Annotated in this window: 21 protein-coding genes and 2 pseudogenes; all 23 read left to right on the top strand. The window is 61.6% G+C overall.

The window, feature by feature from the left end:
- Positions 1-47: 47 nt before the first annotated feature.
- The 23 genes and pseudogenes from OKW35_RS44815 to OKW35_RS44705 all read left to right on the top strand — a co-directional run bounded on the left by OKW35_RS44815 (position 48) and on the right by OKW35_RS44705 (position 24,880).
- A complete protein-coding gene (locus OKW35_RS44815) occupies positions 48-1,181 on the top strand; it encodes a saccharopine dehydrogenase family protein (RefSeq protein WP_429555411.1) in 1,134 nt (377 codons plus the stop codon).
- Between the two features lie 56 nt (positions 1,182-1,237).
- A complete protein-coding gene (locus OKW35_RS44810) occupies positions 1,238-2,791 on the top strand; it encodes an AMP-binding protein (RefSeq protein ID WP_429555410.1) in 1,554 nt (517 codons plus the stop codon).
- Positions 2,792-2,816: 25 nt separating this feature from the next.
- The gene (locus tag OKW35_RS44805) at positions 2,817-4,058 is read left to right on the top strand and encodes a thiolase family protein (RefSeq protein ID WP_429555409.1); all 1,242 of its coding nucleotides are present in this window, start codon (positions 2,817-2,819) and stop codon (positions 4,056-4,058) included.
- 178 nt (positions 4,059-4,236) lie between these two features.
- Entirely contained in the window at positions 4,237-5,580 is a 1,344-nt protein-coding gene (locus tag OKW35_RS44800; RefSeq protein ID WP_429510067.1) for an NAD(P)/FAD-dependent oxidoreductase, read from the top strand.
- 380 nt (positions 5,581-5,960) lie between these two features.
- Complete coding sequence (locus OKW35_RS44795) at positions 5,961-6,524, top strand: TetR/AcrR family transcriptional regulator (RefSeq protein ID WP_429404354.1); 564 nt, start codon at positions 5,961-5,963, stop codon at positions 6,522-6,524.
- 198 nt (positions 6,525-6,722) lie between these two features.
- Positions 6,723-8,012, top strand: coding sequence for an acyl-CoA dehydrogenase family protein (locus OKW35_RS44790; RefSeq protein WP_429555408.1), 1,290 nt, complete (start codon positions 6,723-6,725; stop codon positions 8,010-8,012).
- 34 nt (positions 8,013-8,046) lie between these two features.
- Positions 8,047-8,160, top strand: a pseudogene (locus OKW35_RS44785) (electron transfer flavoprotein subunit alpha/FixB family protein); the annotation flags it as partial.
- A gap of 298 nt (positions 8,161-8,458) precedes the next feature.
- Positions 8,459-9,943 (top strand): FAD-dependent oxidoreductase, encoded by a 1,485-nt coding sequence (locus OKW35_RS44780; RefSeq protein ID WP_429555407.1) that lies wholly within the window; start codon positions 8,459-8,461, stop codon positions 9,941-9,943.
- Positions 9,944-9,953: 10 nt separating this feature from the next.
- On the top strand, positions 9,954-10,610 hold the full coding sequence (locus tag OKW35_RS44775; RefSeq protein WP_429493641.1) for a c-type cytochrome: 657 nt from the start codon (positions 9,954-9,956) through the stop codon (positions 10,608-10,610).
- 34 nt (positions 10,611-10,644) lie between these two features.
- Positions 10,645-11,322 carry a hypothetical protein gene (locus OKW35_RS44770; protein WP_429555406.1) on the top strand — a complete coding sequence of 226 codons (678 nt, stop codon included), beginning with the start codon at positions 10,645-10,647 and terminating at the stop codon, positions 11,320-11,322.
- Entirely contained in the window at positions 11,323-12,138 is an 816-nt protein-coding gene (locus OKW35_RS44765) for a hypothetical protein (protein WP_429555405.1), read from the top strand.
- Positions 12,139-12,298: 160 nt separating this feature from the next.
- On the top strand, positions 12,299-12,595 hold the full coding sequence (locus tag OKW35_RS44760) for an EthD family reductase (RefSeq protein WP_429354111.1): 297 nt from the start codon (positions 12,299-12,301) through the stop codon (positions 12,593-12,595).
- A 94-nt stretch (positions 12,596-12,689) separates the two neighbouring features.
- A pseudogene (locus OKW35_RS44755) lies at positions 12,690-13,202 on the top strand (AraC family transcriptional regulator ligand-binding domain-containing protein); the annotation flags it as partial.
- A gap of 334 nt (positions 13,203-13,536) precedes the next feature.
- Positions 13,537-15,339, top strand: coding sequence for an acyl-CoA dehydrogenase (locus tag OKW35_RS44750; RefSeq protein WP_429555404.1), 1,803 nt, complete (start codon positions 13,537-13,539; stop codon positions 15,337-15,339).
- Complete coding sequence (locus OKW35_RS44745) at positions 15,339-17,027, top strand: electron transfer flavoprotein-ubiquinone oxidoreductase (protein ID WP_429555403.1); 1,689 nt, start codon at positions 15,339-15,341, stop codon at positions 17,025-17,027. The genes OKW35_RS44750 and OKW35_RS44745 overlap by 1 nt, the downstream gene beginning before the upstream one ends.
- Positions 17,028-17,084: 57 nt before the next feature.
- Entirely contained in the window at positions 17,085-18,272 is a 1,188-nt protein-coding gene (bktB, locus tag OKW35_RS44740; protein WP_429555402.1) for a beta-ketothiolase BktB, read from the top strand.
- A 33-nt stretch (positions 18,273-18,305) separates the two neighbouring features.
- On the top strand, positions 18,306-19,157 hold the full coding sequence (locus OKW35_RS44735) for a 3-hydroxybutyryl-CoA dehydrogenase (RefSeq protein ID WP_429493649.1): 852 nt from the start codon (positions 18,306-18,308) through the stop codon (positions 19,155-19,157).
- A 163-nt stretch (positions 19,158-19,320) separates the two neighbouring features.
- Positions 19,321-20,613: a citrate synthase gene (gene gltA / locus OKW35_RS44730; RefSeq protein WP_429555401.1), complete on the top strand. Its 1,293-nt coding sequence runs from the start codon at positions 19,321-19,323 to the stop codon at positions 20,611-20,613.
- A 115-nt stretch (positions 20,614-20,728) separates the two neighbouring features.
- A complete protein-coding gene (locus tag OKW35_RS44725) occupies positions 20,729-21,871 on the top strand; it encodes a Re/Si-specific NAD(P)(+) transhydrogenase subunit alpha (RefSeq protein ID WP_429555400.1) in 1,143 nt (380 codons plus the stop codon).
- A gap of 23 nt (positions 21,872-21,894) precedes the next feature.
- Positions 21,895-22,236 (top strand): NAD(P) transhydrogenase subunit alpha, encoded by a 342-nt coding sequence (locus tag OKW35_RS44720; RefSeq protein WP_184060740.1) that lies wholly within the window; start codon positions 21,895-21,897, stop codon positions 22,234-22,236.
- On the top strand, positions 22,236-23,687 hold the full coding sequence (locus OKW35_RS44715; RefSeq protein WP_429555399.1) for an NAD(P)(+) transhydrogenase (Re/Si-specific) subunit beta: 1,452 nt from the start codon (positions 22,236-22,238) through the stop codon (positions 23,685-23,687). The genes OKW35_RS44720 and OKW35_RS44715 overlap by 1 nt, the downstream gene beginning before the upstream one ends.
- 79 nt (positions 23,688-23,766) lie before the next feature.
- Positions 23,767-24,078 carry a high-potential iron-sulfur protein gene (locus OKW35_RS44710; RefSeq protein ID WP_429354102.1) on the top strand — a complete coding sequence of 104 codons (312 nt, stop codon included), beginning with the start codon at positions 23,767-23,769 and terminating at the stop codon, positions 24,076-24,078.
- 136 nt (positions 24,079-24,214) lie between these two features.
- A complete protein-coding gene (locus OKW35_RS44705) occupies positions 24,215-24,880 on the top strand; it encodes an MCP four helix bundle domain-containing protein (RefSeq protein ID WP_429354245.1) in 666 nt (221 codons plus the stop codon).
- Positions 24,881-24,956: the final 76 nt, after the last annotated feature.

The following is a 24,956-nucleotide window of genomic DNA, read 5'->3' as shown; positions in this document are numbered from 1 at the left end:
CATTTGACAGACGCAACATTTAACCAATCACGTTTCAGGAGACAAGCATGGCAAAGCATCCCGTCGTCGTTTATGGCGCAAGCGGTTACACCGGCATGTTGATCATGGACTGGCTCATCGACCAGGACATTCCCTTTACGGCGGTCGCGCGTAACGCGAAGCGCACGCAGGACATGATGGCCCAGCGTGTCGTGCGCCTCGAATCGGCGAACTACGAAGTCATCGAAGCCGAGCACAACGTGGATTCGCTCGTGAATGCCTTTCGCGGTGCAAAGGTCGTGTGCAACACGGTCGGGCCGTTCTTCAATTTCGGCCTTACCGCCGTGGAAGCGGCGCTCAAGGCAGGCTGCCATTACCTCGACACCACTGGCGAGCAGCACTATATCCGTCAGGTTCGCGAACAGTTCGGCGAGAAGTTCCGGCAGGCGGGGCTGCTGGTATCGCCCTCGAATGCCTACATGTATACGTTCGCGGAAATCGCCGCCGAACTGGCGCTTGAAACGCCCGGCATCGATGCGTTGGAGACCGCCACGCTCACGCGCGGCCCGCGCGGCGCCGGCGCCGGTGTGAGCGTGGGCTCCACTGCGACCATCTTCGAAGGCTATCGTCAGGAAGCATGCTATCTGTGGGAAAAGAAGCTGGTGCCGCATGACAGCCACGCTTCGTTCAACATCGCCTCTCCCGACTTCCTTCAGCCCGTGTTCGCCCTGCCGTGGGGCGGGACGTCGCTGCCGGTCTACTTCGAGCACGATCCGCGCGTGCGCAGCTGCGTTTCCTGCGTGGGCTTCTACGACAACAATGCGATGCAGATGGTGCACGCGCTTGGACAGAAGTGGGAAGCCGAGTACGCGAACTTGCCGCGAGAGCAGCAGGATGCGGTGCTCAAGCAACTCGTCGATTCGACCACGCCGGCCATGCCGCCACGCGAACGCACGTCGCTTCATCGCACTGTCGACTTCGCGATTGGCCGCGGCCAGCTCTCGGCCGTGCGCGCGACCGTGCACGGCATCACGCCGTACATCGCGACCGGGGCCATCCAGACGGCCGCGGCTATCAAGCTCCTCGACGGCGAGACCGCGAAGGTGGGCTTCGCCTCGGGTTCCAAGGCATTCGGGCATCGCTATCTGCTCGGCTTCCTCGAGCAGCGTGGGCTCGCGCGCGCGACCGTCGCTCAGCTGTAAGCGCCGCGAGCGCGCAGTTTCGGTACAGACTCAGGACAGACAGGGAAACACGGGATATGGCAATCATTGACTTCTTCGACCGCGGTTGGCGCATCAACCCCAACGGCATCGCCTACATCCAGGACGAGCGTAGCTATTCGTTCGATGAGGTGCACACGCTGTCGTGCCGCATCGCTAACGGCCTGCTCGCTGCCGGCTTCGAAAAGGAAGCGAAGGCTGCGGTCTGGGCCGACAACGACGTCACGGCATGGACCTGCACGCTGGCGCTGTGGCGTGCGGGTGTGGTGTGGATCCCGGTGAACGGGCGCAACGCGCCGCAGGAGAACCAGTACCTCCTCGACGCGTTCGATTGCGAAGCGCTGTTTTTCCACCAGACGTTCGCACCGGCGATCGAAGCGCTGCGTCCCCGTCTGCCCAAGGTCAGGCTCTGGGTCTGTATCGATGCCGATTTGCCGTGGGCGCCGTCGATCGAGAAGTGGAGCGCGGCGCAACCTGCGACAGAGCCGCGCGTCGATTACGACATGGACGACATCGTGACCCTTTCGGCCACGGGTGGAACGACGGATTTGCCGAAGGGTGTGATGAACACGCATCGCGCGTTTCAAACCTACTTCGCGCAGTTCATGATGGCGTTTCCGTATGGCGTGGAGCGTCCGGTGAATCTCGCCGCCGCGCCCATGACGCATACTGCGGGAATGCTCTCGCTGCCGTGCACCGCGCGCGGCGGCACGGTGGTCGTGTTGCCCAAGCCGGAGCCGGCGCTTCTTCTCGCGGCGATCGCGAAGCATCGGGTCACGGAGTTCTTCCTGCCGCCGACGGTCATCTATCGCCTGCTCGATATCCCCGGCATCGAGGACCAGGATTTTTCGTCGCTCAAGTGCTTCCTGTACGGCGCCGCGCCGATGTCGGTGGAGAAGCTCAGGCGCGCGATCGTGGTGTTCGGTCCGGTTATGGCGGGCGGCTACGGACAGACGGAAGCCCCCGCCTCCATCTCCTATCTCACGCCTGCCGAGCACTTCGTCGACGGCAAGCCTGCGCCGGACAGCCGGCTCTCGTCGGTCGGCAGGCCCAACCCGCTGATCCGCGTCGAAATCATGAACGATCGCGGCGAGATCCTGCCGCAGGGCGAGACCGGCGAAATCTGCGTGCGCGGCGACCTTGTCATGAAGGGCTACTACAAGGCGCCGGAGAAGACCGGGGAAACGATCATCGACGGCTGGCTGCACACGGGCGACGTCGGTCATCTGGATTCCGATGGGTATCTGCACATCACCGACCGCAAGAAGGACATGATCATCAGCGGTGGCTTCAACGTGTATCCGAGCGAAGTCGAGCAGGTGATCTGGGCCCATCCGGCGGTGCAGGATTGCGCGGTGATCGGTGTGCCCGACGAAAAGTGGGGGGAGGCCGTGAAGGCGGTGGTGGAGCTCAACGCGGGTCAGAGCGTCAATGCCGAAGATCTCGTGGCGTTGTGCAAGGAGAAGCTCGGCTCGATCAAGGCACCGAAGACTGTGGACTTCGTCGCGGCACTGCCTCGCAGTACGGCCGGCAAGGTGCTGAAGAAGGATCTGCGCGAGCAGTACTGGCAGGGTCAAACCCGCCGGATCTGAGTCAGCAACGTTGAGATAAAACACCATGAGCGACATTTACATCGCCGGCATTGCAATGACCGTGTTCGGCCGGCACTTCGAGCGCAGCATCGACGATCTCGCGGGCGAAGCGCTACGCGGAGCATTGAAGGATGCGGGTTGCGATGCTGGGGCGATCGGCGCGGCTTTCTATGCCGGCATCACCAATGGGCCGCTGCAGGGCCAGCTGTCAATTCCGGGGCAGGTCGTGTTCAGCAAGATCGGGATTGAAGGCATTCCGGTCTACAACGTCGAAAACGCCTGCGCATCGGGCAGCACCGCGGTGCATCTCGCAGCGCAGGCACTTCGGTCGGGCGCCTGCGATGTGGCGCTCGCGCTCGGCGCGGAGAAGATGAACGTCGCGGACAAGGCGAAGTCATTCGCCCTGTTCGAGGCGGGCTGGGACGTGTCGCGCGTCGACGAAAACTTCGCCAGGCTGATGAAGCTCGGCGAAGGCATCGAGCCGCCGCCCGGATCGGAGTCCGATCGGCCCTATAGCCGCTTCATGTCGGTCTACGCCGCGCTGTGCCGGTATCACATGAAGACCTACGGCACCACGCAACGCCAGATCGCCGCCGTGTCGTCGAAGAACCATCTGCATTCGGTGCACAACCCGTATTCGCAGTTCCGCCAGCCGTTCACGATCGACGAAGTACTTGCGGCACCGCCGATCACGTATCCGATCACGCTGCCGATGTGCGCGCCGGTTACGGACGGTGCGGCAGCGGCGATCCTCTGCACCACGGAGGGGCTGCGGCGCATCGGCGCCGACCACAAGCGTTGCATCCGGATTGCGGCGAGCATGATCCGCAGCTTCACGCATCGATGCGCCGACGAGCCGGAAAAGAACATCGGCCGCCTCGCCGCGCTGCAGGCCTATCAACAGGCAGGCCTCGGCCCCGAGGACATAGATGTCGCGGAAGTGCACGACGCGTCGGCAATGGGGGAAATCATCCAGGCTGAAAATCTGCAACTGGTCCCGATCGGCCAGGGCGGCCCCGCAGCCGAGCGCGGCGAGTTCACCCTCGGCGGGCGTATTCCAATCAACACATCCGGCGGCCTCGAATCGAAAGGCCATCCACTGGGTGCGACGGGAATCGCTCAGCTATACGAACTGGTGACTCAACTGCGCGGCGAAGCGGGCGCGCGTCAGGTATCCGGCGCGCGGCACGCAATTCAGGAAAACGGCGGCGGATTTCAGGGTATCGAAGAGGCGGCGCTCGCCGTCCACATTCTGAGCAAGACTTGAAGGAGCGCGCATGAGCGAGACAACGGAAACCCAGGCAGGACAGCAAGGCGACTCGCGCTCCGGAGTGAACCGCCGCACTTTCCTCAAGGGCGCGGCGGCAGTAGCCGTAGTGGTGCCGGCAGTGGCGGCCACGCAATGCGCGCGCGTCGAATCGGCTGGGCCAGTGGAGGAGGCCAAAATGACCGCTGACATGGAGAAGTACCGCGCGCTTGGCGGCTGGGTGGAAAGGCCGGGCGACATACAGCCGGAACTCGTGGGCGACACGAGTGCGGATGTGATCATCGTCGGCGCCGGGTTTGCCGGGCTGTCGGCTGCGCTGGAACTGGTCAGGCACGGAGCGAAAGTGATCGTGCTCGAGCGCGAGTTTGCCGGCTTTGGTGCAAGTGGACGCAACGCTGGCTATCTGGCCGGCGCACTCGCGCTCGAGTACGATCTTTTTCTCAAGGACATAGGCAACCAGAAAGGCAGGGAGATCGTTCGCTACTACGAGGAGGCAGTCCCCTTCGTGGAGGGAAAGCTCAAGGAGCACGAGATCGACTGCGACTATAACCAGACGGGCATTATCCGCGCGGGCATCGATCCCGCGCAGGAAGACAAGGTGCGCGAGGACATGCGAACCGGTGCCGAGCTGGGCTTTCAGTCGGAGTTTCTCGATCAGGCCGAGATGCGTGCGCGTGGCATTCCGCCTGCGTTCCTGTTTGGCAACTACGTGCCGCGCGGGGGCACGCTGCATCCCGGCAAGTACGTGATGGGGCTCAGGCGCGCGGCTCTGCGGGCAGGCGTGAAGATATACGAGAACACGCCGCTGCTGTCTTACACGGAAGGGCCGGTCATCATGGTGCAAACTCCGCGAGGCAGTGCGAGTGCCCCGGCTCTGATGCTGGCCACCAACGCCTATACGCCGCAACTCGGCCTGCTTGCAGACAAGGTCGTGCCGTTACGGGTCTCGGCGATCGAGACCGAGCCGCTTTCCGATGCTCAGCGCAAGGCGTTGGGTTGGCTGCGACGCGAAGGCATCGTGACGGCGCACTGGACCATGGAAAGCCATCGCCTGACCGTCAACAACACGCTCGTGGTGACGACCAAGCGCCTCCGTTATCCATACGGCTCCAAAACACCGAACGTACCCGACTATGATTCGTATCGCGAGCTGCGCACGGCTCTGCATGACCGCTTCCCGACCCTCAAAGGCATCGCGCTGCGGGCATGCTGGAGCGGCTATATCAGCTTTGCCAATGACGCGCTGCCGGTCGTCGGGGCAACGGGCGCGCATCAGAACATTTTCTACAGCGCTGGGTGCTCCGGGCATGGCGTGGCCGCCCAGTCCATGGTGGGAAACATGATCGCCGGGCGGATTCGCGGCACCGAAAATCCGCTCCTTTCGGCGCTGGATCACAAGACGCCGTCGACACTGCCCGAGCCGTTGCGATGGTGCGTCATGAATGGGGCGCTGGGCGTGGTGAACGTGCTCGACGACCGTGTGAACGGCAAGGCGCGTGCCGCGCAAGCGCAGCGGGCGTAATGCGATCAGCGCCACAGAATGCTTTCGGAGACCATGTCGCTCGAGGCCCCGTTTGGGGCATTCGGAGAGTCGCTTGATGTTTGACTACTGCGAATTGAGGTGATATTGGGCGAGGACGAACGCTGCATCACGCGCCCGCCATGAAAATGGATGTTCAACCTGGTGTAAGGTATAGTCATGTTTACCTAGAGAACGGTTCGTGTGACCGCGTTGCTTCGCTTCGGCGAGGCGTCATACTTCACTCAGGACGGAAAGCGATGACAGTGCCAAAAGAACCCAGCACCCGTAAGCGGCGCCCGTCGAGCGCAGCACCTTCCACGGGAACCGCACCCGACGGACTGCGGGCCCAGGGCATACGTACGCGCAATGCCATTATTCGTGTGGCGAGGAAGCTCCTGCTCGAGAATGGTCCCATGGACTTCTCGCTGCGTGCCGTTGCGCTGAAAGCGGGAATCAGTGTCAGCAACCTCCAATACTACTTCCCGACGCGGCCTGACGTCGTGCGGGCGGTGATGGCGCCGGTGATCGACACGTATCTCGATGTTCTGAAACAGGCGCTCCAGAACAATGCCTCGCCACGTGCGGCAATCGACGCCATTCTCGATCAGTCGTTGCGGGACGCGAAGGACTCGAAGAACATCCCGCTGTGGTGGCATTTCTTTTCGTTTGCGTCTACAGACCCCGAGTGCGCACAGATGCGAGACGAATGGTACGACACCTTGACAAGCGAATTTGCCCAGCTCATTCGCGCCGTGAATCCGGAGCGTGGGGCGGCCGAGAGTGCACATATCGCCATGTTGCTCATTTCAATGGTGGACGGAATGACACTCCATCTGGGCACCGCGCGCAGCAAGCGCGCATATATGCGAGGGTTCGAAGCGAAATTTCTTCAGGTCGCGCATGAGATGGTGTGGGGGAAGGCTGTCGACGCCAAGGCGGCTTAGGGCAGGTCACGCCAGTTCTGGCCCCGGCAGCCACAGCTGCCATGGCAGTGTAGAAAGAGGACAGGGGAATACCCTGTCTTTTTTTTTCGGCTAGTGTTTTGTATTGTTACCTATGTTTGTCTTTATGTTCTATAAGTGAAATGACCGGGTTGTCGGGCAGTCCGGTCGACATGCGTCCAGGAGAGGAGGAGTACCGAAATGATTCGACTGCACAAGTCCGTAGGGTTGCCGCTGGCAGGATTGACCGGTTTCGAAACGCCGATGAGCGAGGAGGAGCGTGCGATCCAGGACACGGTTCACCGTTTCGCACGCGATGTACTGAAGCCCGTCGGTCGCGAACTCGACCGCATGACGCCGGAGGAAGTGATCGCGCCCGGTTCGCCTTACTGGGCCGCCATGATGGAAAGCGCGAAACTGGGCCTCGATCCGCAGCTTCTCACGCAGCTTCCCCCAGACATGGCGGTGCGCATCGAATCGCTGATCGGCGAAGAGCTCGGCTGGGGTGATGCTGGGCTTGCCGTTTCGATCGGCGTGGCGCCCGCTCCGTTGATGATGGCGCAGTCGGTTGGCAATCAGGAGCTGATCGACATGTGCACCGGCAAGATCGGCTGCTGGATGAACACCCAGCCCGACCGCGGCTCCGATGCCGCGATTCTCTACCGCGACGAGATCAGCGCGGGCGGCAAGCAGCCGGTCGGCAACCTCACGGCGAAGGTGGGCACGGACGAGATCGTCATCAACGGGCAGAGTTCGGCGTGGATCTCGAACGGCTCGGTCGCGCAGGTGGCTATTGCGTATATGGCTGCAGACTACGGTGACGGCTTCTACGGTACCGGCGAACATGGCATGTTCACCAACGGCGTGGGCATGATCATTCCGCTCGATCTGCCGGGTATCTCGCGCGGCAAGCCGCTCGACAAGATTGGCCAGCGCTCGCTGCCGCAGGGCGAGATCTACTTCGACAACGTGAAGGTGCCCAAGCGTTTCGCCGTTGCATTGCAGGACGATTATCTCGGCAATCTGGCCTCGACCTGGTCGTTCGCCGGCACGCACATGTGCCAGGTGTTCGTGGGTGTGGCCCGCGCGGCGTTCGAACTGGCACTGGCGTATTGCCACGAACGTAAGCAGGGCGGGGCGCTGTTGATCGATCACCAGATGACGCAATTGCGCGTGGGCGAGATGCTACGTCGGCTGGAGATGGCGCGGGCCATTGCGCGACGCAGCCTCGCGTTCTCGCGCCTGTCTCCGAAGAGCCATCCCTACGCGACGGCCCAGGCCAAAGTCAGCGTGACCGAGGAAGCGATGAAGATCACGCACGAGGCCTTCCAGCTCTTCGGCGGCAACGGCACCACCCGCGAATTCCCGATCGAGAAACTGTTCCGCGATGTGCGGTCCGCACTGATCGAAGATGGAGAGAACTACCACCTCACGTTGCGCCTCGGCGTGCTGGCAGGAAAGCTCTACCAGGGCGGGTGGACGAAGGAGTAAAGATGTCGTCGACCCGATGTCGCGGCGTGGCGTCAAGGTAATCGTGGCGGTCAACAAGGACGGAGAAGCGCCCATCTTCACCGTGGCTGATTACGGTCTCGTCGGCGACCTTTTCCAGGTGGTGCCGGAGTTGGTGTCGTTAATCTGAGCGCATAAAAGGCGGGATGTCGCGAGCAGGCTTCGAGATACAGGGGAATACTCTGTATTTTTTCTGTTTTGTTTGTGTGTATTATGACCTATATTTGGTTGATTGTACTAACACAGATAAGCGGAGCAGCAGACTTCGCGGTTCCCAGCCAGGCGCGCGAATGAATGTGAAAGGATTCCGAATGATTCTGGCAGCAGGGTGTAGCGATCGGATATGGAGCCTGGAACCTGGCGCCTGAGCAGAGCGGCTTCGGTGAGCCACAAGGAGCGGGAACCTTCATCACGTAGACAGAGGCACTATGGCAAAAAAATCTTCCCCTGACGGCGCTGCAAACCTGCAGCGCAGGCAATGGCTCAAATATGCCAGTGCCTCGGCTGCCGTCGGCACGCTCGCAATGGGTGCCCGACAGTCGCATGCCGCGGTTACCAAGGCCGCGCAAGGCGCGGACGGCATTCTCGACGTCGCCATCATTGGAGCGGGGCTGGCCGGACTGACCGCCGCGCGAGACCTGCGTCAGGCGGGCTGCGAGTCCTTTCTGGTGCTGGAAGCCCGGGATCGTGTGGGGGGACGAACACTCAACTACAACATCCCCGGTGGCTTCGTTTCGGAAGTCGGCGGGCAATGGATGGGGCCCGGCCAGACCGCCGTCGCTGATCTCGCGCGTGAACTGGGCGTCGGGACTTTCCCAACCTACTACGACGGCAATACGGTCATTCTGGGCGGTGCGGGGCGTATGACAGTCGATCTGAAGGGCACGTTCGGCACCGACGAGGCGGTCGGAGCAAGGCTCGGCAGGCTGTCACGTGACGTACCTTGTGGTGCGCCGTGGACGTCCTCGAAGGTCGGCGAGCTGGACAAGCTCTCGGTCGGCGATTGGCTGGCGAGGCAGGACATCAAGCCTGAAGACCAGGTGGCATGGAATGCCAGCAGCATTCTTTCGGGCGGCGCGGCGCCGGCGAAGATGGGGTTGCTGCATTTCCTTTCGATGATCAATTCGGCGGATTGCGATTATTCGCAGCTCGACAGCATCAAGCACAGCGCCCAGGAAACCCGCTTCGTCGGCGGCTCGCAAATCCTCAGCATCAAGATGGCCGGGCAACTGGGCGACAAGGTGCGACTGTCTACGCCGGTTCGCCAGATTTCCGGATGGGACGGCGACGTTGTCACCCTGCATACCGACCATGGAGAAGTGCGGGCACGGACCGTCGTCGTGGCCATCCATCCGGCTTTGTGTCATCAGGTGCAGTTCGATCCGCCTCTGCCCGACAAGCGCGCGGCCTTGCAGCGCGCATGGCCCGCGCATTCCCCTGCACGGAAGACGGCCATGGTCTATCGCCGCCCGTTCTGGCGCGACAAGGGCATGAACGGCAGCATCTTCCAGGTCAATGGCCCCATCCTCTGGGCCTTCGACAACTCCCCGCCCGCTGGGGAGATCGGGGTGATCAACGCGTTCGTCGAGAATGGGATGGTCCCTTCGGAGCGGGACGCGGCAATGGCCATGCACAAGCAACTCTACGCGCAGGCATGGGGCGACGACGCGCTGTCTCCCATCGCCTACCACGATCAGGACTGGAGCCGGGTCGATCCCTGGACCATTACCTGTATTTCCGCCATTCCGCCGGGCTTCTGGAGCGCCCACGGAGAAGCGCTGCACCCGTCGTGCGGCAAGCTGATCTGGTCGGGGACGGAGACGGCGAATATCTGGGCCGGCTACATGGATGGCGCCGTGCGCTCCGGCCATCATGGCGCGCTTCAGGCACTGAATGCCCTGCGTCGGGCGTAAGAGGGCAGCGATGAAAAAATACCTATTGATTGGCATTCCTTTGGTTATCGTCCTGCTGCTGGCCGTTTTCGGTTCTGATCTGCTAGGTCTCTACAGGCTTCAGGGCTATATCACTACTTCGACAGCAGCCTATCTCGCCGACGGCGGCCCCTGGCCGCACGTGACCGACACCTGCACTGTGTGTCACGGCGTCAAGGGCAATTCGCTTCATCAGGGCTATCCGAGCCTGGCGGGCCAACCGGCCCCCTACCTGGAAACCCAACTCCACAATTTCGCCAGTGAGGCGCGGCGCAATCCGAACATGGGACCTCTCGCGATGACGATGAGCGATCCGCAGATCAAATCCCTCGCTGAGTATTTCGCCGGTGCGACCCCTGTCGCGAATCGCTACTTCAAGCCGGATCAGCAACTGCGCGAGAAGGGACAGCACCTGGTGGCTGCGGGCAACTGTGTCGCATGTCACGGTTCCCAATTGATGGGCCACGAGCAGTTTCCGCGTTTGGCTGGTCAGGGATATGACTATCTGCTCGCGCAGTTCGACGAGTTCGCTTCCGGCACCCGAAGCGAACCCACCGGCGTAATGAAAAGCCTGTCGCAAGGCTTTTCACCGGAAGACCGCAAGGCTATCGCGAGCTATCTGGCAAGCCTCGATCCGAAGAAAAATTGACCAATCAGATGCAACCTGAGTTGGGAGTTTAGTCATGGACCTCAGATCTTTAGTTCTTATGCTCTCTAGTGCTTTGCTGGCATTGAGCTCATTTTTCTACGGCTGGAAGATCGTTAAGAAACGAAACTATCTTCTCGGGCTGGAGATGTGGATTGTCGGTATCTCCGCGACGAACGCCATCGGATTCTTTGCCACTGGCAATGCAGTTTCCTATGAGGTAGCGCACTTCTTCGATGCGTTCTCTCGCGGATTCGGCATGCCCATCATCGCCGTCGCGGGCATGATGGCGATTACGCATGGCTACAAGCCGTCAATTCGCCAGGACGTCGCGGCATTCGTCGCCTCGTTTGCGCTCACATTCGTCCTTGTGGGAGCGGATTTCATCGCTGGCGTTTTGCCCTATTACTATCTGGCGATGTGGATCTGGCTGTCGATCTATCTCGCTTATTTCATCGTGCGATTGCTGAACGTCGGCGCGATGCTTGAGGGGCTGGGCGTGGCAGTGGCGCTGGTGACGTCGCTCGCGATTGCCGGCATCTACGATTTCTACAAGATTCCTGGTGAGGAAACCAACGTCGTGCTCAATTTTTACACGCTTGCGCTGTGCACGTGGGCCTACTTCATGCCGGCGATCTATTACAGCTACTGCGCCCTTGAGCGTGTTCGAAGCGGGAGCGTGGCTTCGAAGAACGCTACTCCCTACTGCAATTGAATGAAGAACGTTGCTGTTGCCGCGGTCCGCGACAACCGGGAGTTATGCGCGGGCGGCGCTGAAGGTTTTATCCTGGAGACTATGATGAATCAGACCTCGCGCAAGGTAATGCGCTTTACGGCTTGGAGTGCCATCATCGGCGGCATTCTGGCGTACGCGAATGTTGGATTGTCTGTCGCGGTGACGGGCCCGGATGCGGACATGGTGCTGCATGGTGTATCGATGCTGGCATTGCCACCGGATATCCGCGACCTGTTCCGCTGGTGCATGGTTGCCGACACGCTTGGCTTCTACCTGCCGTTCCTCGTCATCGGCGGATACTTCGTGCACGTATTTCGTGAGGAGTTGGGCGCGCTCGGCAACATGGTGGCAATGGCCGTCGTGCTGTATGTCATGGTGGGCGTGACAGGCGCAGTTCTGCAGTTTGCAATCCTTCACCCGCTGGCACATCTGTATGCGGGCGGGGACGATGCCACGAGAGGCGCAGCGGCGGCAGTATGGACAGCGGTAGCCAATGGGACGCAAAACGGGCTCTGGTGGATCGAAGGCCCCCTCGTGCTTTTCTGGACGTTGATTGCGGCCAAACTGCTCAAGAACGCGGGCTGGAAGGGAGCGATTCTGTTGAAGATCGTCGGCTGGGCTTTCGGCTTGTTTTTCGTGTTCGGCTTTTTTCCGGATCTCGACGCGCTTTCGAATGCCAGTGAAATGGTCGTCGTGCTGGTTCTGCCGCTGTGGATGTTGTTGTTCGGCTGGCAGTTGCTCCGCCGCGCACGGACGTTACCGGCACGCTTGCATGGCGTTGGCGCAACCACCTAAGACATTGCTCGGGTTCAGCCCAGAGCGACGCCAAAGCATTTCCCAGCGATGTAAGCAATCCCGATAGTCGTGAACTCGCTTATCCCGCCGTTCTTATCGCGATATGGCCCAAAACGTACTTTTTTTCAACTCTCAAACACATCTCAACACTGGATTAGATATGACTACCCTGATCGTGAGCTACCCGAGCACAGAAGGCGGGAGGTTTGACCGCGAGTATTACCTTTCGGTCCATGCTCCGCTTGTCCTCTCGGCGTGGGGTGAGTTCGGTCTGCAATCGGCCGAGGTCCTGTTTCCATCACCAGCGCCGCAACCCTTCGCATGCGTAGCGATACTACGTTTCAGCGATCAGATCGGGATCGATATGGCCCTTTCCTCCGCCAAAGCCGCCGAAGTGATCGGCGACGTGAAAAACTTCACCGATATCACACCGACGATTTTCCACGCGGACGACTGACGGATCGCGCAGCGGCCTGACTTCGCTATTGCCGCCTGGGCTGCATCGCACCACTGCGCTTTCTGTCGTCTGAAGGGGTGGTCGACTCGCTCAACTGCATCCAGCAAGGTGTGCTTCAGTGTCCCTCGGTTTTCTCGACGGCGTGGGCGCCCAGCCTGACGTCGTCGATCGATACCTCGAAGGTGCGAGCATCTCGCGCGCGTTATTGACCGAACCGGGCGCGCGCGTGACGCAGGCGCAGTTCGCGACGCTGTACCGGGCACTGGCGATCGAATTCGACGACGAAATGCCGGGCATCTTCACGCGGCCATTACGCAACGGCACCCTGAAATTCCTGTGCCTGAGTCTCCTCGACGCGCCCAACCTGGAAACCGCGATGCATCGGTTCGGCCAGTTCATGCATATCGTGCTCGATGACTTCCGGTTCGAGACACGGCGCAGTGCTCTGGTGGCTGATGTCGCGCTCGGACAGGGCGCCGCGGCCGTCAGCGTCCTTGGTCAGGAACTGATGCTGAAACTCGCGCACGGCGTGGCGTCCTGGCTCGTCGGCCAGAAGATTCCGCTGCTGCAAGTCCGCTTTGCGTTTCCGCGTCCACCGCATGATATCGGCTTCGATGATCCGACCGCCTTCCAGCGGGCCTTTCGGCACTGGACGGGCAGCACACCTGGCGCGTACCGCCGCGGCACCTGATTCCATTGACAACACCGGGCCTGCACGAGGGGCCGGTGTTGTCGCGCATCGGCCGTGAAAAACGCGCCGCGCCACGGCTACACGACCGGATTGCTCGTATTCCGTGGCCGACTTTGTCAATAGATGGTCCGGTTCGGTCAGCCGGATTCGCCATGTTCGAGGCTACGATGTCCGTCAATCGTTGCCGTGCAGGACCTGGCGTTCCAGTGTCATGGCACCCCTTTAAATTCCACCATTGGGAAGACACAGGATGACCTATTCCGCGCCCGTCAAGGACATGCTGTTCGCCATGAATGAACTTGCAGGTCTCGAACACGTGTCGACGCTGCCCGGCTTCGAGGACGCGACAGTTGAAACTGCGCAGGCAGTCCTCGAAGAAGCCGCCCGCTTTAATGCGGACGTGCTGGCGCCACTGAATGTCGAAGGAGACAGGAACCCGAGCAGCTGGACGGATGGGGCGGTCACCGCCTCGCCAGGCTTCAAGGAAGCATTTCAGCAGTTCGCCGAGGGCGGCTGGCAGGGTGTCGTTCACCCCATCGAATATGGCGGCCAAGGGTTGCCGAAACTGCTTGCCACACCGTGCATCGAAATGCTGAATGCCGCGAACCTGTCGCTTGCGCTGTGTCCGTTGTTGACCGACGGCGCGATCGAGGCGCTATTGACCGCGGGCAGCGAGGAGCAGAAGCAACGCTACGTGCCGAAGCTGATCTCTGGCGAGTGGACCGGTACGATGAACCTCACTGAACCGCAGGCCGGTTCCGATCTCGCGCTCGTGCGCACACGCGCTGAACCCTGCAACGACGGCACATACCGCATTTTCGGAACGAAGATCTTCATCACCTGGGGCGAGCACGATATGGCGGGGAACATCGTGCACCTTGTGCTCGCGCGGATACCGGACGCGCCGCAAGGTGTGAGGGGTATTTCGCTCTTTATCGTCCCGAAGTTCATGATCAACGACGACGGCACGCTTGGCGCGCGCAACGACGTGCAGTGCGTGTCGATCGAACACAAGCTGGGCATCAAGGCGAGCCCCACGGCGGTGTTGCAATTTGGTGATCACGGAGGCGCAATCGGTTACCTGATCGGCGAGGCCAACCGCGGGCTCGAGTACATGTTCATCATGATGAACGCGGCGCGCTTCGGTGTCGGCGTGCAGGGCATCGCTGTTGCCGATCGCGCGTACCAGAAAGCCGTTGCCTATGCGAAGGAGCGCGTGCAGAGCCGGCCGGTTGACGGTTCGGCTAAACAGTCAGTGGCGGTTATTCAGCATCCCGACGTGCGCCGCATGCTCGCGACGATGCGCGCGTTGACGGAAGGAGCCCGTGCGCTCGCCTACGTCGCTGCTGCCCACAGCGACATCGCGCATCGTCACGCCGACGAGCCGGTGCGAGCCGACCATCAGGCGATCTACGAATATCTGGTGCCAGTCGTGAAGGGTTGGAGTACGGAGCTGTCGATCGACGTCGCGAGCCTGGGCGTACAGGTGCATGGCGGGATGGGTTTCATCGAAGAGACTGGCGCCGCGCAGTACTACCGCGACGCACGCATTCTGACGATCTACGAAGGTACGACCGCGATCCAGGCGAACGACCTGGTCGGACGCAAGACGCTCCGCGACGGCGGTGCGGTCGCCAAGGTGTTGATTGAGCAGATTGACGAAACGCTTGCGGCGTTGTTGGAGCATGCCTCGTACGAGTCCAGCCCAGCGTTCCAGGTGCTTTACCGTCATCTTGCGGCGGGTCGCGTTGCGCTGGCGAACGTCGTCGAGTTTGTGCTCGCCCGAGCCCAGCAGGAACCGAACGTGGTGTTTGCCGGCAGTGTGTCGTATCTGAAGCTGGCCGGCATCGTGCTGGCTGGCTGGCAGTTCGCCCGGGCGCTACTGGTGGCCACGGACAAGCGCAGCGACGATCCGTCGTTCTACGACGCGAAGATCGCGACGGCACACTGTTTCGCGACGCAGGTCCTGCCGCAGGCACTCGCGTTGGAAGCGGCCATCGTCGGCGCGCAGGATGACGTGGGCGTGCTGGCGCTGACGGAAGACCAGTTCTGATGCAAGGGGGGATCATGACTGAAGCTCGCCTCATCGAGCAATACGGTCCACGCGAGTCGATGGAATACGACGTCGTGATCGTCGGCGGCGGCCCGGCTGGGCTGTCCGCGGCGATCCGGCTGAAGCAGTTGGCCGCGGAGAAGGGCGTCGAGCTTGGCGTGTGCGTACTGGAAAAAGGCTCGGAGATCGGGGCGCATATCCTCTCGGGCGCGGTGATGGACCCGCGTGCGATCACCGAACTGATTCCCGACTGGAAGGAAAAAGGCGCGCCGCTGACGGTCGACGTGACCGAAGACCGCTTCCTGTTGCTCTCGGAGACGGGCGCGAAGAGCGTGCCGACCTGGGCGCTGCCGGACAATTTCAAGAACCACGGCAACTACGTGATCAGCCTCGCGAACGTGACGCGCTGGCTGGGTCAGCAGGCCGAGGCGCTCGGCGTCGAGATATTCCCGGGCTTTCCGGCGGCCGAGATTCTGTACAACGACGATGGTTCGGTCAAAGGCGTCGCGACCGGCAATCTGGGCGTCGGCAAGGACGGCGAACCGACCGGGAACTTCCAGCTCGGCATGGAACTGCACGCGAAATACACGCTGTTCTGCGAAGGCGCGCGCGGGCATCTCGGCCGTCAACTGAATGACAAATTCAGGCTGCGCGAAGGCGCCGATCCGCAGGTCTACGGCATCGGCATCAAGGAACTGTGGGAGATCGATCCGTCGAAGCACAAGCCGGGTCTGGTGATGCACACGGCCGGCTGGCCGCTCGAAAACGACACGTATGGCGGCTCGTTCCTCTATCACATGGACAACAACCAGGTGGTGGTCGGTTTTGTGGTCGGCCTCGGCTATTCGAATCCGTATCTGTCGCCGTTCGAGGAATTCCAGCGCTTCAAGACCCATCCGGCGATCCGCGCGATTCTCGAAGGCGGCAAGCGGGTGTCGTACGGCGCGCGGGCGATCACCGCGGGTGGCCTGCTGTCGCTGCCGAAGCTGGTGTTCCCGGGTGGCGCGCTGGTGGGCGACGATGCGGGTTTCCTGAACGCATCGCGGATCAAGGGCTCGCATGCGGCGATCAAGACCGGCATGCTGGCGGCGGAGGCTGCTTTTGAAGCCGTGCAGGCAGGCCGCACCAGCGATGAACTGACGGCCTATCCGGAGTCGTTCAAGACCTCGTGGCTTCACACGGAATTGCATCGTGCGCGCAACTTCAAGCAGTGGATGAGCAAGGGCCTGTACCTCGGCACGCTGATGGTCGGCATCGAGCAGAAGCTGCTCGGCGGCAACGTGCCTTGGACGCTGCATCACCAGCATTCCGATCACGAGATGCTGAAGCCGGCTTCGCAGTGCAAGCCGATCACGTATCCGAAGCCGGACGGCAAGCTGACGTTCGATCGGCTCTCCTCGGTGTTCATCTCGAACACGAATCACGAGGAAAATCAGCCGGCTCACCTGACGCTGAAAGACTCTTCAGTGCCGGTGAATGTGAACTGGCAGACCTATGCCGGCCCCGAGTCACGCTACTGCCCGGCCGCCGTCTACGAGTTCGTCAGGAACGACGACGGCAGCGAACGCCTCGTGATCAACGCGCAGAACTGCGTGCATTGTAAGACGTGCGATATCAAGGACCCGACGCAGAACATCGTGTGGGTGACGCCTGAAGGCGGCGGCGGTCCGAATTATCCGAATATGTGATCGGCCGACAGCGCTTCGTTTCAAGAAGGGCACGGCAACCAATTCAAGGAGCAACTGATGCAGAGGGAAGTCGTTGTTGTCAGTGGTGTCCGCACGGCCGTCGGGAAATTCGGCGGCAGTCTGAAGGATCTGCCACCGACTGAGCTTGGCGCGATCGTCGTGCGCGAGGTGCTGGCGCGCGCGCAGCTCGCAGGCGACCAGGTCGGGCACGTCGTGTTCGGAAACGTGATCGCGACCGAGCCCAAAGACCTCTATCTGGCGCGGGTCGCCGCGCTTAACGGCGGCGTCTCCGAAGCGACGCCGGCCTTTACCGTCAACCGGCTTTGCGGGTCGGGCCTGCAGGCGGTCGTCTCTGCTGCGCAAACCATTCTGCTCGGCGACGCGGATGTAGCGATCGGCGGCGGCGCGGAGAACATGAGCCGCGCCCCGTATGTGACGCCCGATGCGCGCTTCGGTGCGCGCATGGGCGACGCCCGCCTGATCGACATGATGCTCGGCGCGCTGAACGATCCATTCCATGCGGTGCCGATGGGGGTTACCGCGGAGAACGTCGCGCAGAAGTACGGCATCATGCGTGACCAGCAAGACGCACTGGCGCTGGAATCGCACCGCCGGGCCACCCGCGCGATCGCCGAGGGACGCTTCAAGGAACAGATCCTCCCGATAACGCGGAAAGTCAAAGGCAAGGAGGTCGTGTTCGATACCGACGAGCATGTGCGTCAGGACGTCGATCTGGCGGAACTCACCGGGCTGCGCCCGGTGTTCCAGAAAGAGCGCGGCACGGTGACGGCTGGCAACGCCTCCGGGATCAACGATGCGGCGGCAGCGGTCCTGATGATGGAGCGCAAGGAGGCTGAAGCGCTCGGACGCAAACCGATGGCACGCCTCGTGTCGTACGCGCATGCGGGAGTCGATCCGCGTTATATGGGCATCGGCCCGGTGCCTGCCACGCGCATCGCGCTGGCGCGGGCCGGCCTCACTATCGGTGATCTTGATGTCATCGAGGCGAACGAGGCGTTTGCCGCGCAGGCGTGTGCGGTGGCGCAGGAGTTGCAGCTCGATGCAGCTAAAGTCAATCCGAACGGCTCGGGCATCTCGCTCGGCCATCCGATCGGCGCGACAGGCGCGCTGATCACGGTCAAGGCGCTTTACGAACTGCAGCGCATCCGTGGGCGCTATGCGCTCGTGACGATGTGCATCGGCGGCGGCCAGGGCATCGCGGCCATCTTCGAGAACCTTCAGTGAACGGCACACGAGAACTTGCAGGAGACGACAGATATGGCGATTGAAACGGTAGGAATCGTCGGCGCGGGCACCATGGGCAATGGCATTGCCCAGACTGCCGCGGTGTCCGGACTGAAGGTCATGATGATCGATCTTGCCGAGGCGGCGTTGGTGAAGGGAATGGCGACGCTTACGTCCAGCCTCGAGCGGCTCGTCGCGAAAGAAAAAATCGATGCAGCCACGCGCGACGCGGCGCTCGCCCGCATCGAGACCTCGACCGACTATCAGCGCCTTGCGAACGTCGATCTCGTGATCGAGGCCGCCACGGAAAGCACCGAACTGAAGGTGCGCATCCTGAAACAGATCGAAGCCTCAGCTCGTGCCGACTCGATCATCGCATCGAACACCTCGTCGATCTCCATCACGGCGCTTGCATCTACGCTGTCAGATGCTTCCCGCTTCGTTGGTATGCATTTCTTTAACCCGGTACCGCTGATGCCGCTGGTGGAGATCATCCGTGGCTTGCAGACGAACGATGCCACTGTGCAGGCGATCCGCGAACTGACGACGCGGTTTGGCAAGTCGCCGATCTGCGTCAAGAACGCCCCAGGTTTTGTGGTCAACCGGATTCTGGTGCCGATGATCAACGAAGCGTTCTTCGTGCTTGCAGAGGGCGTTGCCACGGCGGAAGAGATCGACGCCGGCATGTGTCTTGGCGCGAACCACCCAATCGGCCCGCTAGCTCTCGCAGACCTCGTGGGGCTCGATGTCTGCCTGTCCGTGCTAGATGTATTCGCGAAGGATTTCGGTGACCCGAAGTACCGCGCGTGCCCGCTGCTGCGCGAATTCGTGGCCGCCGGCCGGCTTGGTCGAAAGACCGGACAAGGTGTCTACGGCTACGACTGAGCAGCGTGTCGACGAGCGAACTGCAATTATTGTGGGCCGCCAGCCTGGCAGGCTGCGCGATATGTGGCGGGGTTGTCGAAGAGGACCCGGCCGTGGCTTGTAGTTTTCGATCGTCCGACAGGTACTGGAACTCGACTTTATTATTTTGGAAAACCAGATAGATATGGAACACTCAGCGATCAAGGCGACGTTGTCCTTCAGTGACGAGTCGCCGAGCGTCGAAATGCCGATTTACAAGGGCACGATTGGCCCGGATGTGATCGACATTCGCAAACTGTACGGCCAGACCGGCAAATTCACGTACGACCCGGGCTTCATGTCGACGGCGGCGTGCAATTCGGCGATTACCTACATCGACGGCGACAAGGGCGAACTGCTGTACCGCGGCTACCCGATCGACAACCTCGCGCAAAACGCCGACTTCCTCGAAACCTGCTACCTGCTGCTGAAGGGCGAACTGCCGAACGAGAAGCAGAAGGTCGAATTCGTGAAGACGGTCACGAACCACACAATGGTGCATGAGCAGATGCACTTCTTCTTCCGTGGTTTCCGTCGTGACGCGCACCCGATGGCAATTCTGGTCGCCGCAGTCGGCGCGCTGTCGGCGTTCTATCACGACTCGCTCGACATCAACGATCCGTGCCACCGTGAAGTGTCGGCGATCCGTATGATCGCGAAGCTGCCGACGCTGGTCGCCATGGCGTACAAATACAGCATCGGCCAGCCGTTCGTGTATCCGAAGAACGACCTGTCGTACAGCGCGAACTTCATGCGCATGATGTTCTCGAACCCGTGCGAAGAGTACAAGGTCAACGACGTGCTGGTGCGGGCTCTGGACCGTATCCTGATCCTGCATGCGGACCACGAGCAGAATGCATCAACTTCGACCGTGCGGCTCGCCGGTTCGTCGGGCGCGAATCCGTTCGCCTGTATCGCTGCCGGTATCGCGTGTCTGTGGGGCCCGGCGCACGGCGGTGCGAACGAAGCTGCGCTGAACATGCTGGAAGAAATCGGCTCGGTCGACAACATTCCTGAGTTCATCAAGCAGGTGAAGGACAAGAGCTCCGGCGTGAAGCTGATGGGCTTCGGCCACCGCGTGTACAAGAACTACGACCCGCGCGCGAAGCTGATGCGCGAGACCTGCTACGAGGTGCTCGAAGAGCTGGGCCTGCACGACGACCCGCTGTTCAAGCTCGCCATGGCACTGGAAAAGATTGCGCTGGAAGACGAATACTTCGTGTCGCGCAAGCTGTACCCGAACGTCGACTTCTACTCGGGCATCGTGCAACGTGCACTGGGCATCCCGACGTCGATGTTCACCTGTATCTTCGCGATGGCACGTACGGTCGGCTGGATTGCGCAGTGGAACGAAATGATCGCCGATCCGGAACAGAAGATTGGTCGTCCACGTCAGTTGTTCGTCGGAAACGGTGCTCGCAGAGTAGCTGATCGCTAGTTCGTATGCGGACATTGTCAACTTGTCCCTGTGATGCGGATTTGCCGTCTCGCGTGACGGCAAATCTGGCTCGTTTCATTTAATAAAACGTTCCCACGACGTCGAAAGAGGGTATATGCACATCGGAGTGCCAGCCGAGACGCGCGCGCACGAAACCCGCGTCGCCGCGACGCCCGAAACGGTCAAGAAGTATGTGACCCAGGGCCACCGGGTCACGATCCAGAGCGGCGCCGGCACCGGCGCCAGCTTTCCTGACGATGCCTTTACGGCCGCCGGCGCGGAGATCGTCGACGCGGCGACCGCGTTCGGCGCCGATCTGGTCCTGAAGGTCCAGTCGCCCACCGACGCCGAATTGCCGTTGCTCAAACGCGGCGCGGTGCTGGTCGGCATGCTCGATCCGTTCAATACCGAAAACTCATCGAAGCTCGCCTCCGCGGGTGTCACCGCCTTCGCGCTCGAAGCCGCGCCACGCACCACGCGGGCACAAAGTCTCGACGTGCTGTCGTCGCAGGCGAACATTGCGGGCTACAAGGCGGTTTTATTGGCCGCCACGCTCTATCCGCGCTTCATGCCGATGCTGATGACCGCGGCCGGCACCGTGAAGGCCGCGCGCGTGCTGATTCTCGGCGCTGGCGTCGCGGGCTTGCAGGCGATCGCGACCGCCAAGCGTCTGGGTGCGGTGATCGAAGCCTCCGACGTCCGCCCCGCCGTGAAGGAGCAGATCGAATCGCTCGGTGCGAAGTTTCTCGACGTGCCCTACGAAACCGACGAGGAGCGCGAAGCCGCGCAAGGCGTCGGCGGCTATGCGCGGCCGATGCCGCCTTCATGGCTGCAACGCCAGTCGGCGCTGGTCCACGAGCGCGCCAGACAGGCGGACGTGGTGATCTCCACCGCGTTGATTCCGGGCCGCGCCGCGCCGACCTTGATTTCAGTGGAAACGGTGCAGGCGATGAAACCCGGCTCCGTACTGGTGGATCTCGCCGCCGGACGCGGCGCGGAGTATGAAGGCCGGTGCGGCGGCAACTGTCCGCTGACCGAAGCGGACCAGGTCGTCACGAAACATGGTGTGATCATCGTCGGCTATACGAATCTGGCCTCGATGGTGCCCGCCGACGCGTCGTCTTTATACGCGCGCAATCTGCTCGACTTCCTCAAGCTGATCATCACGAAGGAAGGGACACTCACCATCGATCTCGCGGACGACATCGTCGCGGCCACGCTGCTGGCCCGTGACGGCGAAGTCACGCGCAAGGCCTGAGCAACCACTAAAGGAGAACGGCGATGGAAATCATCAACCACACCGTCATCAATCTGATCATTTTCGTGCTGGCGATTTACGTCGGCTACCACGTGGTCTGGAACGTCACGCCCGCGCTGCACACGCCGCTGATGGCCGTGACCAACGCGATTTCGGCGATCGTGATCGTCGGCGCAATGCTCGCCGCGGGCCTGACCCTGGGCACGCCCGGCAAGTTCTTCGGCACGCTCGCGGTCGCGCTGTCGGCAGTCAACGTATTCGGCGGCTTTCTCGTCACACGACGAATGCTGGAGATGTTCCGCAAGAAAGAGCCGAAGAAGCTCCCCGCTGACAAGGCACAATCCACGACCAGGGAGAACGCGTAATGAGTCTGAACGTCGTCACGCTGCTTTATCTGGTCGCGTCGGTCTGCTTCATCCAGGCGCTTAAAGGGCTGTCGAATCCGAAGACGGCGCGCATCGGCAATACCTTCGGCATGGCCGGGATGGCGATCGCGATCCTCACCACCATCGCGCTGATCGTCAAGCAGGCGAACGGGCTCGGCTCGAACCTCGGTCTGGGTCTCGGTCTGCTGCTGGTCGCGCTGGTGGTTGGCGGCGCGGTGGGCGCGTTCGTTGCTGCGCGCGTCGAGATGACCAAGATGCCGGAACTGGTCGCGGCCATGCACTCGCTGATCGGTCTCGCGGCCGTGTGTATCGCGTATGCGGTGGTGTCGGAGCCGGCCGCGTTCGGCCTTGTCGATCCGGAGAACACGGCGCCGGGTTTCCTGCCGTACGGTAACCGTATCGAGCTGTTCATCGGCACGTTCGTCGGCGCGATCACGTTCTCCGGTTCGGTGATCGCGTTCGGCAAGCTGTCGGGCAAGTACAAGTTTCGGCTGTTTCAGGGTGCGCCGGTCGTCTACGGCGGCCAGCATCTGATCAACCTGATGCTGGCACTGGCGATGCTCGGCTTCGGCATTCTGTTCTTCCTCACGCAGTCGTGGCTGCCGTTCATCATTATGACGCTGATCGCGTTCGTGCTCGGCGTGCTGATCATCATTCCGATCGGCGGCGCGGATATGCCGGTGGTCGTGTCGATGCTGAACTCGTATTCGGGCTGGGCGGCGGCGGGCATCGGCTTCTCGCTGAACAATCCGATGCTGATCATCGCCGGCTCGCTGGTCGGCTCATCCGGTGCGATCCTGTCGTACATCATGTGCCGCGCGATGAACCGCTCGTTCTTCAACGTGATTCTCGGCGGCTTCGGCAATGAGCCGGGTGCGGCGGCCGCAGGTGGTTCGGCCGAGCAGCGTCCGGTGAAATCCGGTTCGGCCGACGATGCGGCCTTCATGCTCGGCAATGCGGAAACCGTGGTGATCGTGCCGGGTTACGGGCTGGCCGTGGCGCGCGCGCAGCATGCGTTGAAGGAGTTGACCGACAAGCTCGTCGAGAAGGGTATCGAGGTGAAGTACGCGATTCACCCGGTGGCCGGCCGGATGCCGGGACACATGAACGTGCTGCTCGCCGAAGCCGAAGTCGCCTACGACATGGTCTATGAAATGGACGATATCAACGGCGAGTTCGGGCAGGTCGACGTGGTGCTGGTGCTCGGCGCGAACGACGTGGTGAATCCGGCGGCGAAGAACGATCCGAAGTCGCCGATCGCGGGCATGCCGATCATCGAGGCGTACAAGGCGCGCACGGTGATCGTCAACAAGCGTTCGATGGCAGCGGGCTACGCCGGGCTCGACAACGACCTGTTCTACATGGACAAGACGATGATGGTGTTCGGTGATGCGAAGAAGGTGATCGAGGATATGGTTAAGGCGGCGTAACGCCATTGGCACAACAATTGATACCCCGGAAATTTCCCGGTTTGTCGACAAAAAATTTCCCTGAACGATAAGGACCTGCATGAAAGCATCTCGCCGTACTTTTATGATCACGACTGCCGGTGTCGCTTCGAGTCTGGCACTTTCGCGCCTCGCATTCGCCGATTCGCCAAAGTTATCGGACACTGACTCCACGGCTCAGGCACTCGGCTACAAGTCCGACGCGACCAAGGTCGACAAAGCGAGGTACGCGAAGTACGCGGCCGGTCAGATCTGCGGGAATTGCACCTTCTATCAGGGCAAGCCGAGCGATGCGTTCGCGGCTTGCCCGATGTTCGGAGGCAAGCAGGTCGAGGGCAAGGGCTGGTGCAGTGCCTATAGCAGGAAAGCGTGACGTAGCCGACCGTATCGGCGGTTTCTGAAGCGTCACTTGGCAACGCCAGTAAGAGGCGCGGCAGCAGGACGGCAAAACCAGATAGTTCGTAATACGAGAGTAAAAGGCTGGCCGTACGGGAGCTTTCGCGGGGACAATCCGGTTCAAGGTCATGCTGACGCTCAGCGTCTGCGTGGCGCTGATGGTGGTTATCGGTCTCATGGGTCTGCGCGGTCTCGCAAGGCTCAGCACCGACATGGGCAGCATGTATTCGGCGAGTACCGTGCCGATCGAAGATCTCGCCGCGATGCAAGCGGCGGCGCTGAAGATCCGCCTTCAGATGCGTTACATCCAGGCGTTGCACGAACAGGAGAGGGCGGCGGATCTCGTGGCAGATATCGGCAAGGAGCAGAAGAAGCTCGATGTGGCTTGGCGTGACTACTATCCGGCAAAGATCGCGACGACGGATGAGCGCAGACTGGCCGATCGGGTAGCGAGGTCCTGGCCGCCTTCCGGACGCAATCCGACGACATCGTCGAGGTGCTTCGCTCCGGCAATCTGGACATGGGAGGACGTTCGGCGTGCGATCCAGCGCGTGGTCGAAATCAACGACAGCATCTTCGAAGCTTCAGAAGAACAGCGCGGCGGGATCGGGCAGGTGAACGATGCGGTGAATCGCATGGATCAGGTGCTCCGCAACAATGCTGCCGTGGTCGAGCAGGCCGCGCAGGCGGCGCTCTCGCTGGAGGACCAGGTCGCCGCCCAGCGGTGTGCGATTGCAGTCTTCGAGGTCCGCTCGCAGGCATGCGGGACAGCGACCTGAGCTTGGGGCGACCGGGGTTTCGGGCGCTAATAGTGCCAAGGCGCTCGACGCGCGTTTCATGGAGACCGCCAACCTC

This window comes from Paraburkholderia sp. MM5477-R1, assembly GCF_050436385.1.
GTDB lineage: Bacteria > Pseudomonadota > Gammaproteobacteria > Burkholderiales > Burkholderiaceae > Paraburkholderia > Paraburkholderia tuberum.
This window is presented reverse-complemented; position numbering and strand designations above follow the sequence as displayed.

Bases quoted from the DNA above. Each gene is read 5' to 3' on its own strand.
- OKW35_RS44815 (WP_429555411.1), top strand. From the start codon at position 48: ATGGCAAAGCATCCCGTCGTCGTTTATGGCGCAAGCGGTTACACCGGC.
- OKW35_RS44810 (WP_429555410.1), top strand. From the start codon at position 1,238: ATGGCAATCATTGACTTCTTCGACCGCGGTTGGCGCATCAACCCCAAC.
- OKW35_RS44805 (WP_429555409.1), top strand. From the start codon at position 2,817: ATGAGCGACATTTACATCGCCGGCATTGCAATGACCGTGTTCGGCCGG.
- OKW35_RS44800 (WP_429510067.1), top strand. From the start codon at position 4,237: ATGACCGCTGACATGGAGAAGTACCGCGCGCTTGGCGGCTGGGTGGAA.
- OKW35_RS44790 (WP_429555408.1), top strand. From the start codon at position 6,723: ATGATTCGACTGCACAAGTCCGTAGGGTTGCCGCTGGCAGGATTGACC.
- OKW35_RS44780 (WP_429555407.1), top strand. From the start codon at position 8,459: ATGGCAAAAAAATCTTCCCCTGACGGCGCTGCAAACCTGCAGCGCAGG.
- OKW35_RS44775 (WP_429493641.1), top strand. From the start codon at position 9,954: ATGAAAAAATACCTATTGATTGGCATTCCTTTGGTTATCGTCCTGCTG.
- OKW35_RS44770 (WP_429555406.1), top strand. From the start codon at position 10,645: ATGGACCTCAGATCTTTAGTTCTTATGCTCTCTAGTGCTTTGCTGGCA.
- OKW35_RS44765 (WP_429555405.1), top strand. From the start codon at position 11,323: ATGAAGAACGTTGCTGTTGCCGCGGTCCGCGACAACCGGGAGTTATGC.
- OKW35_RS44760 (WP_429354111.1), top strand. From the start codon at position 12,299: ATGACTACCCTGATCGTGAGCTACCCGAGCACAGAAGGCGGGAGGTTT.
- OKW35_RS44750 (WP_429555404.1), top strand. From the start codon at position 13,537: ATGACCTATTCCGCGCCCGTCAAGGACATGCTGTTCGCCATGAATGAA.
- OKW35_RS44745 (WP_429555403.1), top strand. From the start codon at position 15,339: ATGCAAGGGGGGATCATGACTGAAGCTCGCCTCATCGAGCAATACGGT.
- bktB (WP_429555402.1), top strand. From the start codon at position 17,085: ATGCAGAGGGAAGTCGTTGTTGTCAGTGGTGTCCGCACGGCCGTCGGG.
- OKW35_RS44735 (WP_429493649.1), top strand. From the start codon at position 18,306: ATGGCGATTGAAACGGTAGGAATCGTCGGCGCGGGCACCATGGGCAAT.
- gltA (WP_429555401.1), top strand. From the start codon at position 19,321: ATGGAACACTCAGCGATCAAGGCGACGTTGTCCTTCAGTGACGAGTCG.
- OKW35_RS44725 (WP_429555400.1), top strand. From the start codon at position 20,729: ATGCACATCGGAGTGCCAGCCGAGACGCGCGCGCACGAAACCCGCGTC.
- OKW35_RS44720 (WP_184060740.1), top strand. From the start codon at position 21,895: ATGGAAATCATCAACCACACCGTCATCAATCTGATCATTTTCGTGCTG.
- OKW35_RS44715 (WP_429555399.1), top strand. From the start codon at position 22,236: ATGAGTCTGAACGTCGTCACGCTGCTTTATCTGGTCGCGTCGGTCTGC.
- OKW35_RS44710 (WP_429354102.1), top strand. From the start codon at position 23,767: ATGAAAGCATCTCGCCGTACTTTTATGATCACGACTGCCGGTGTCGCT.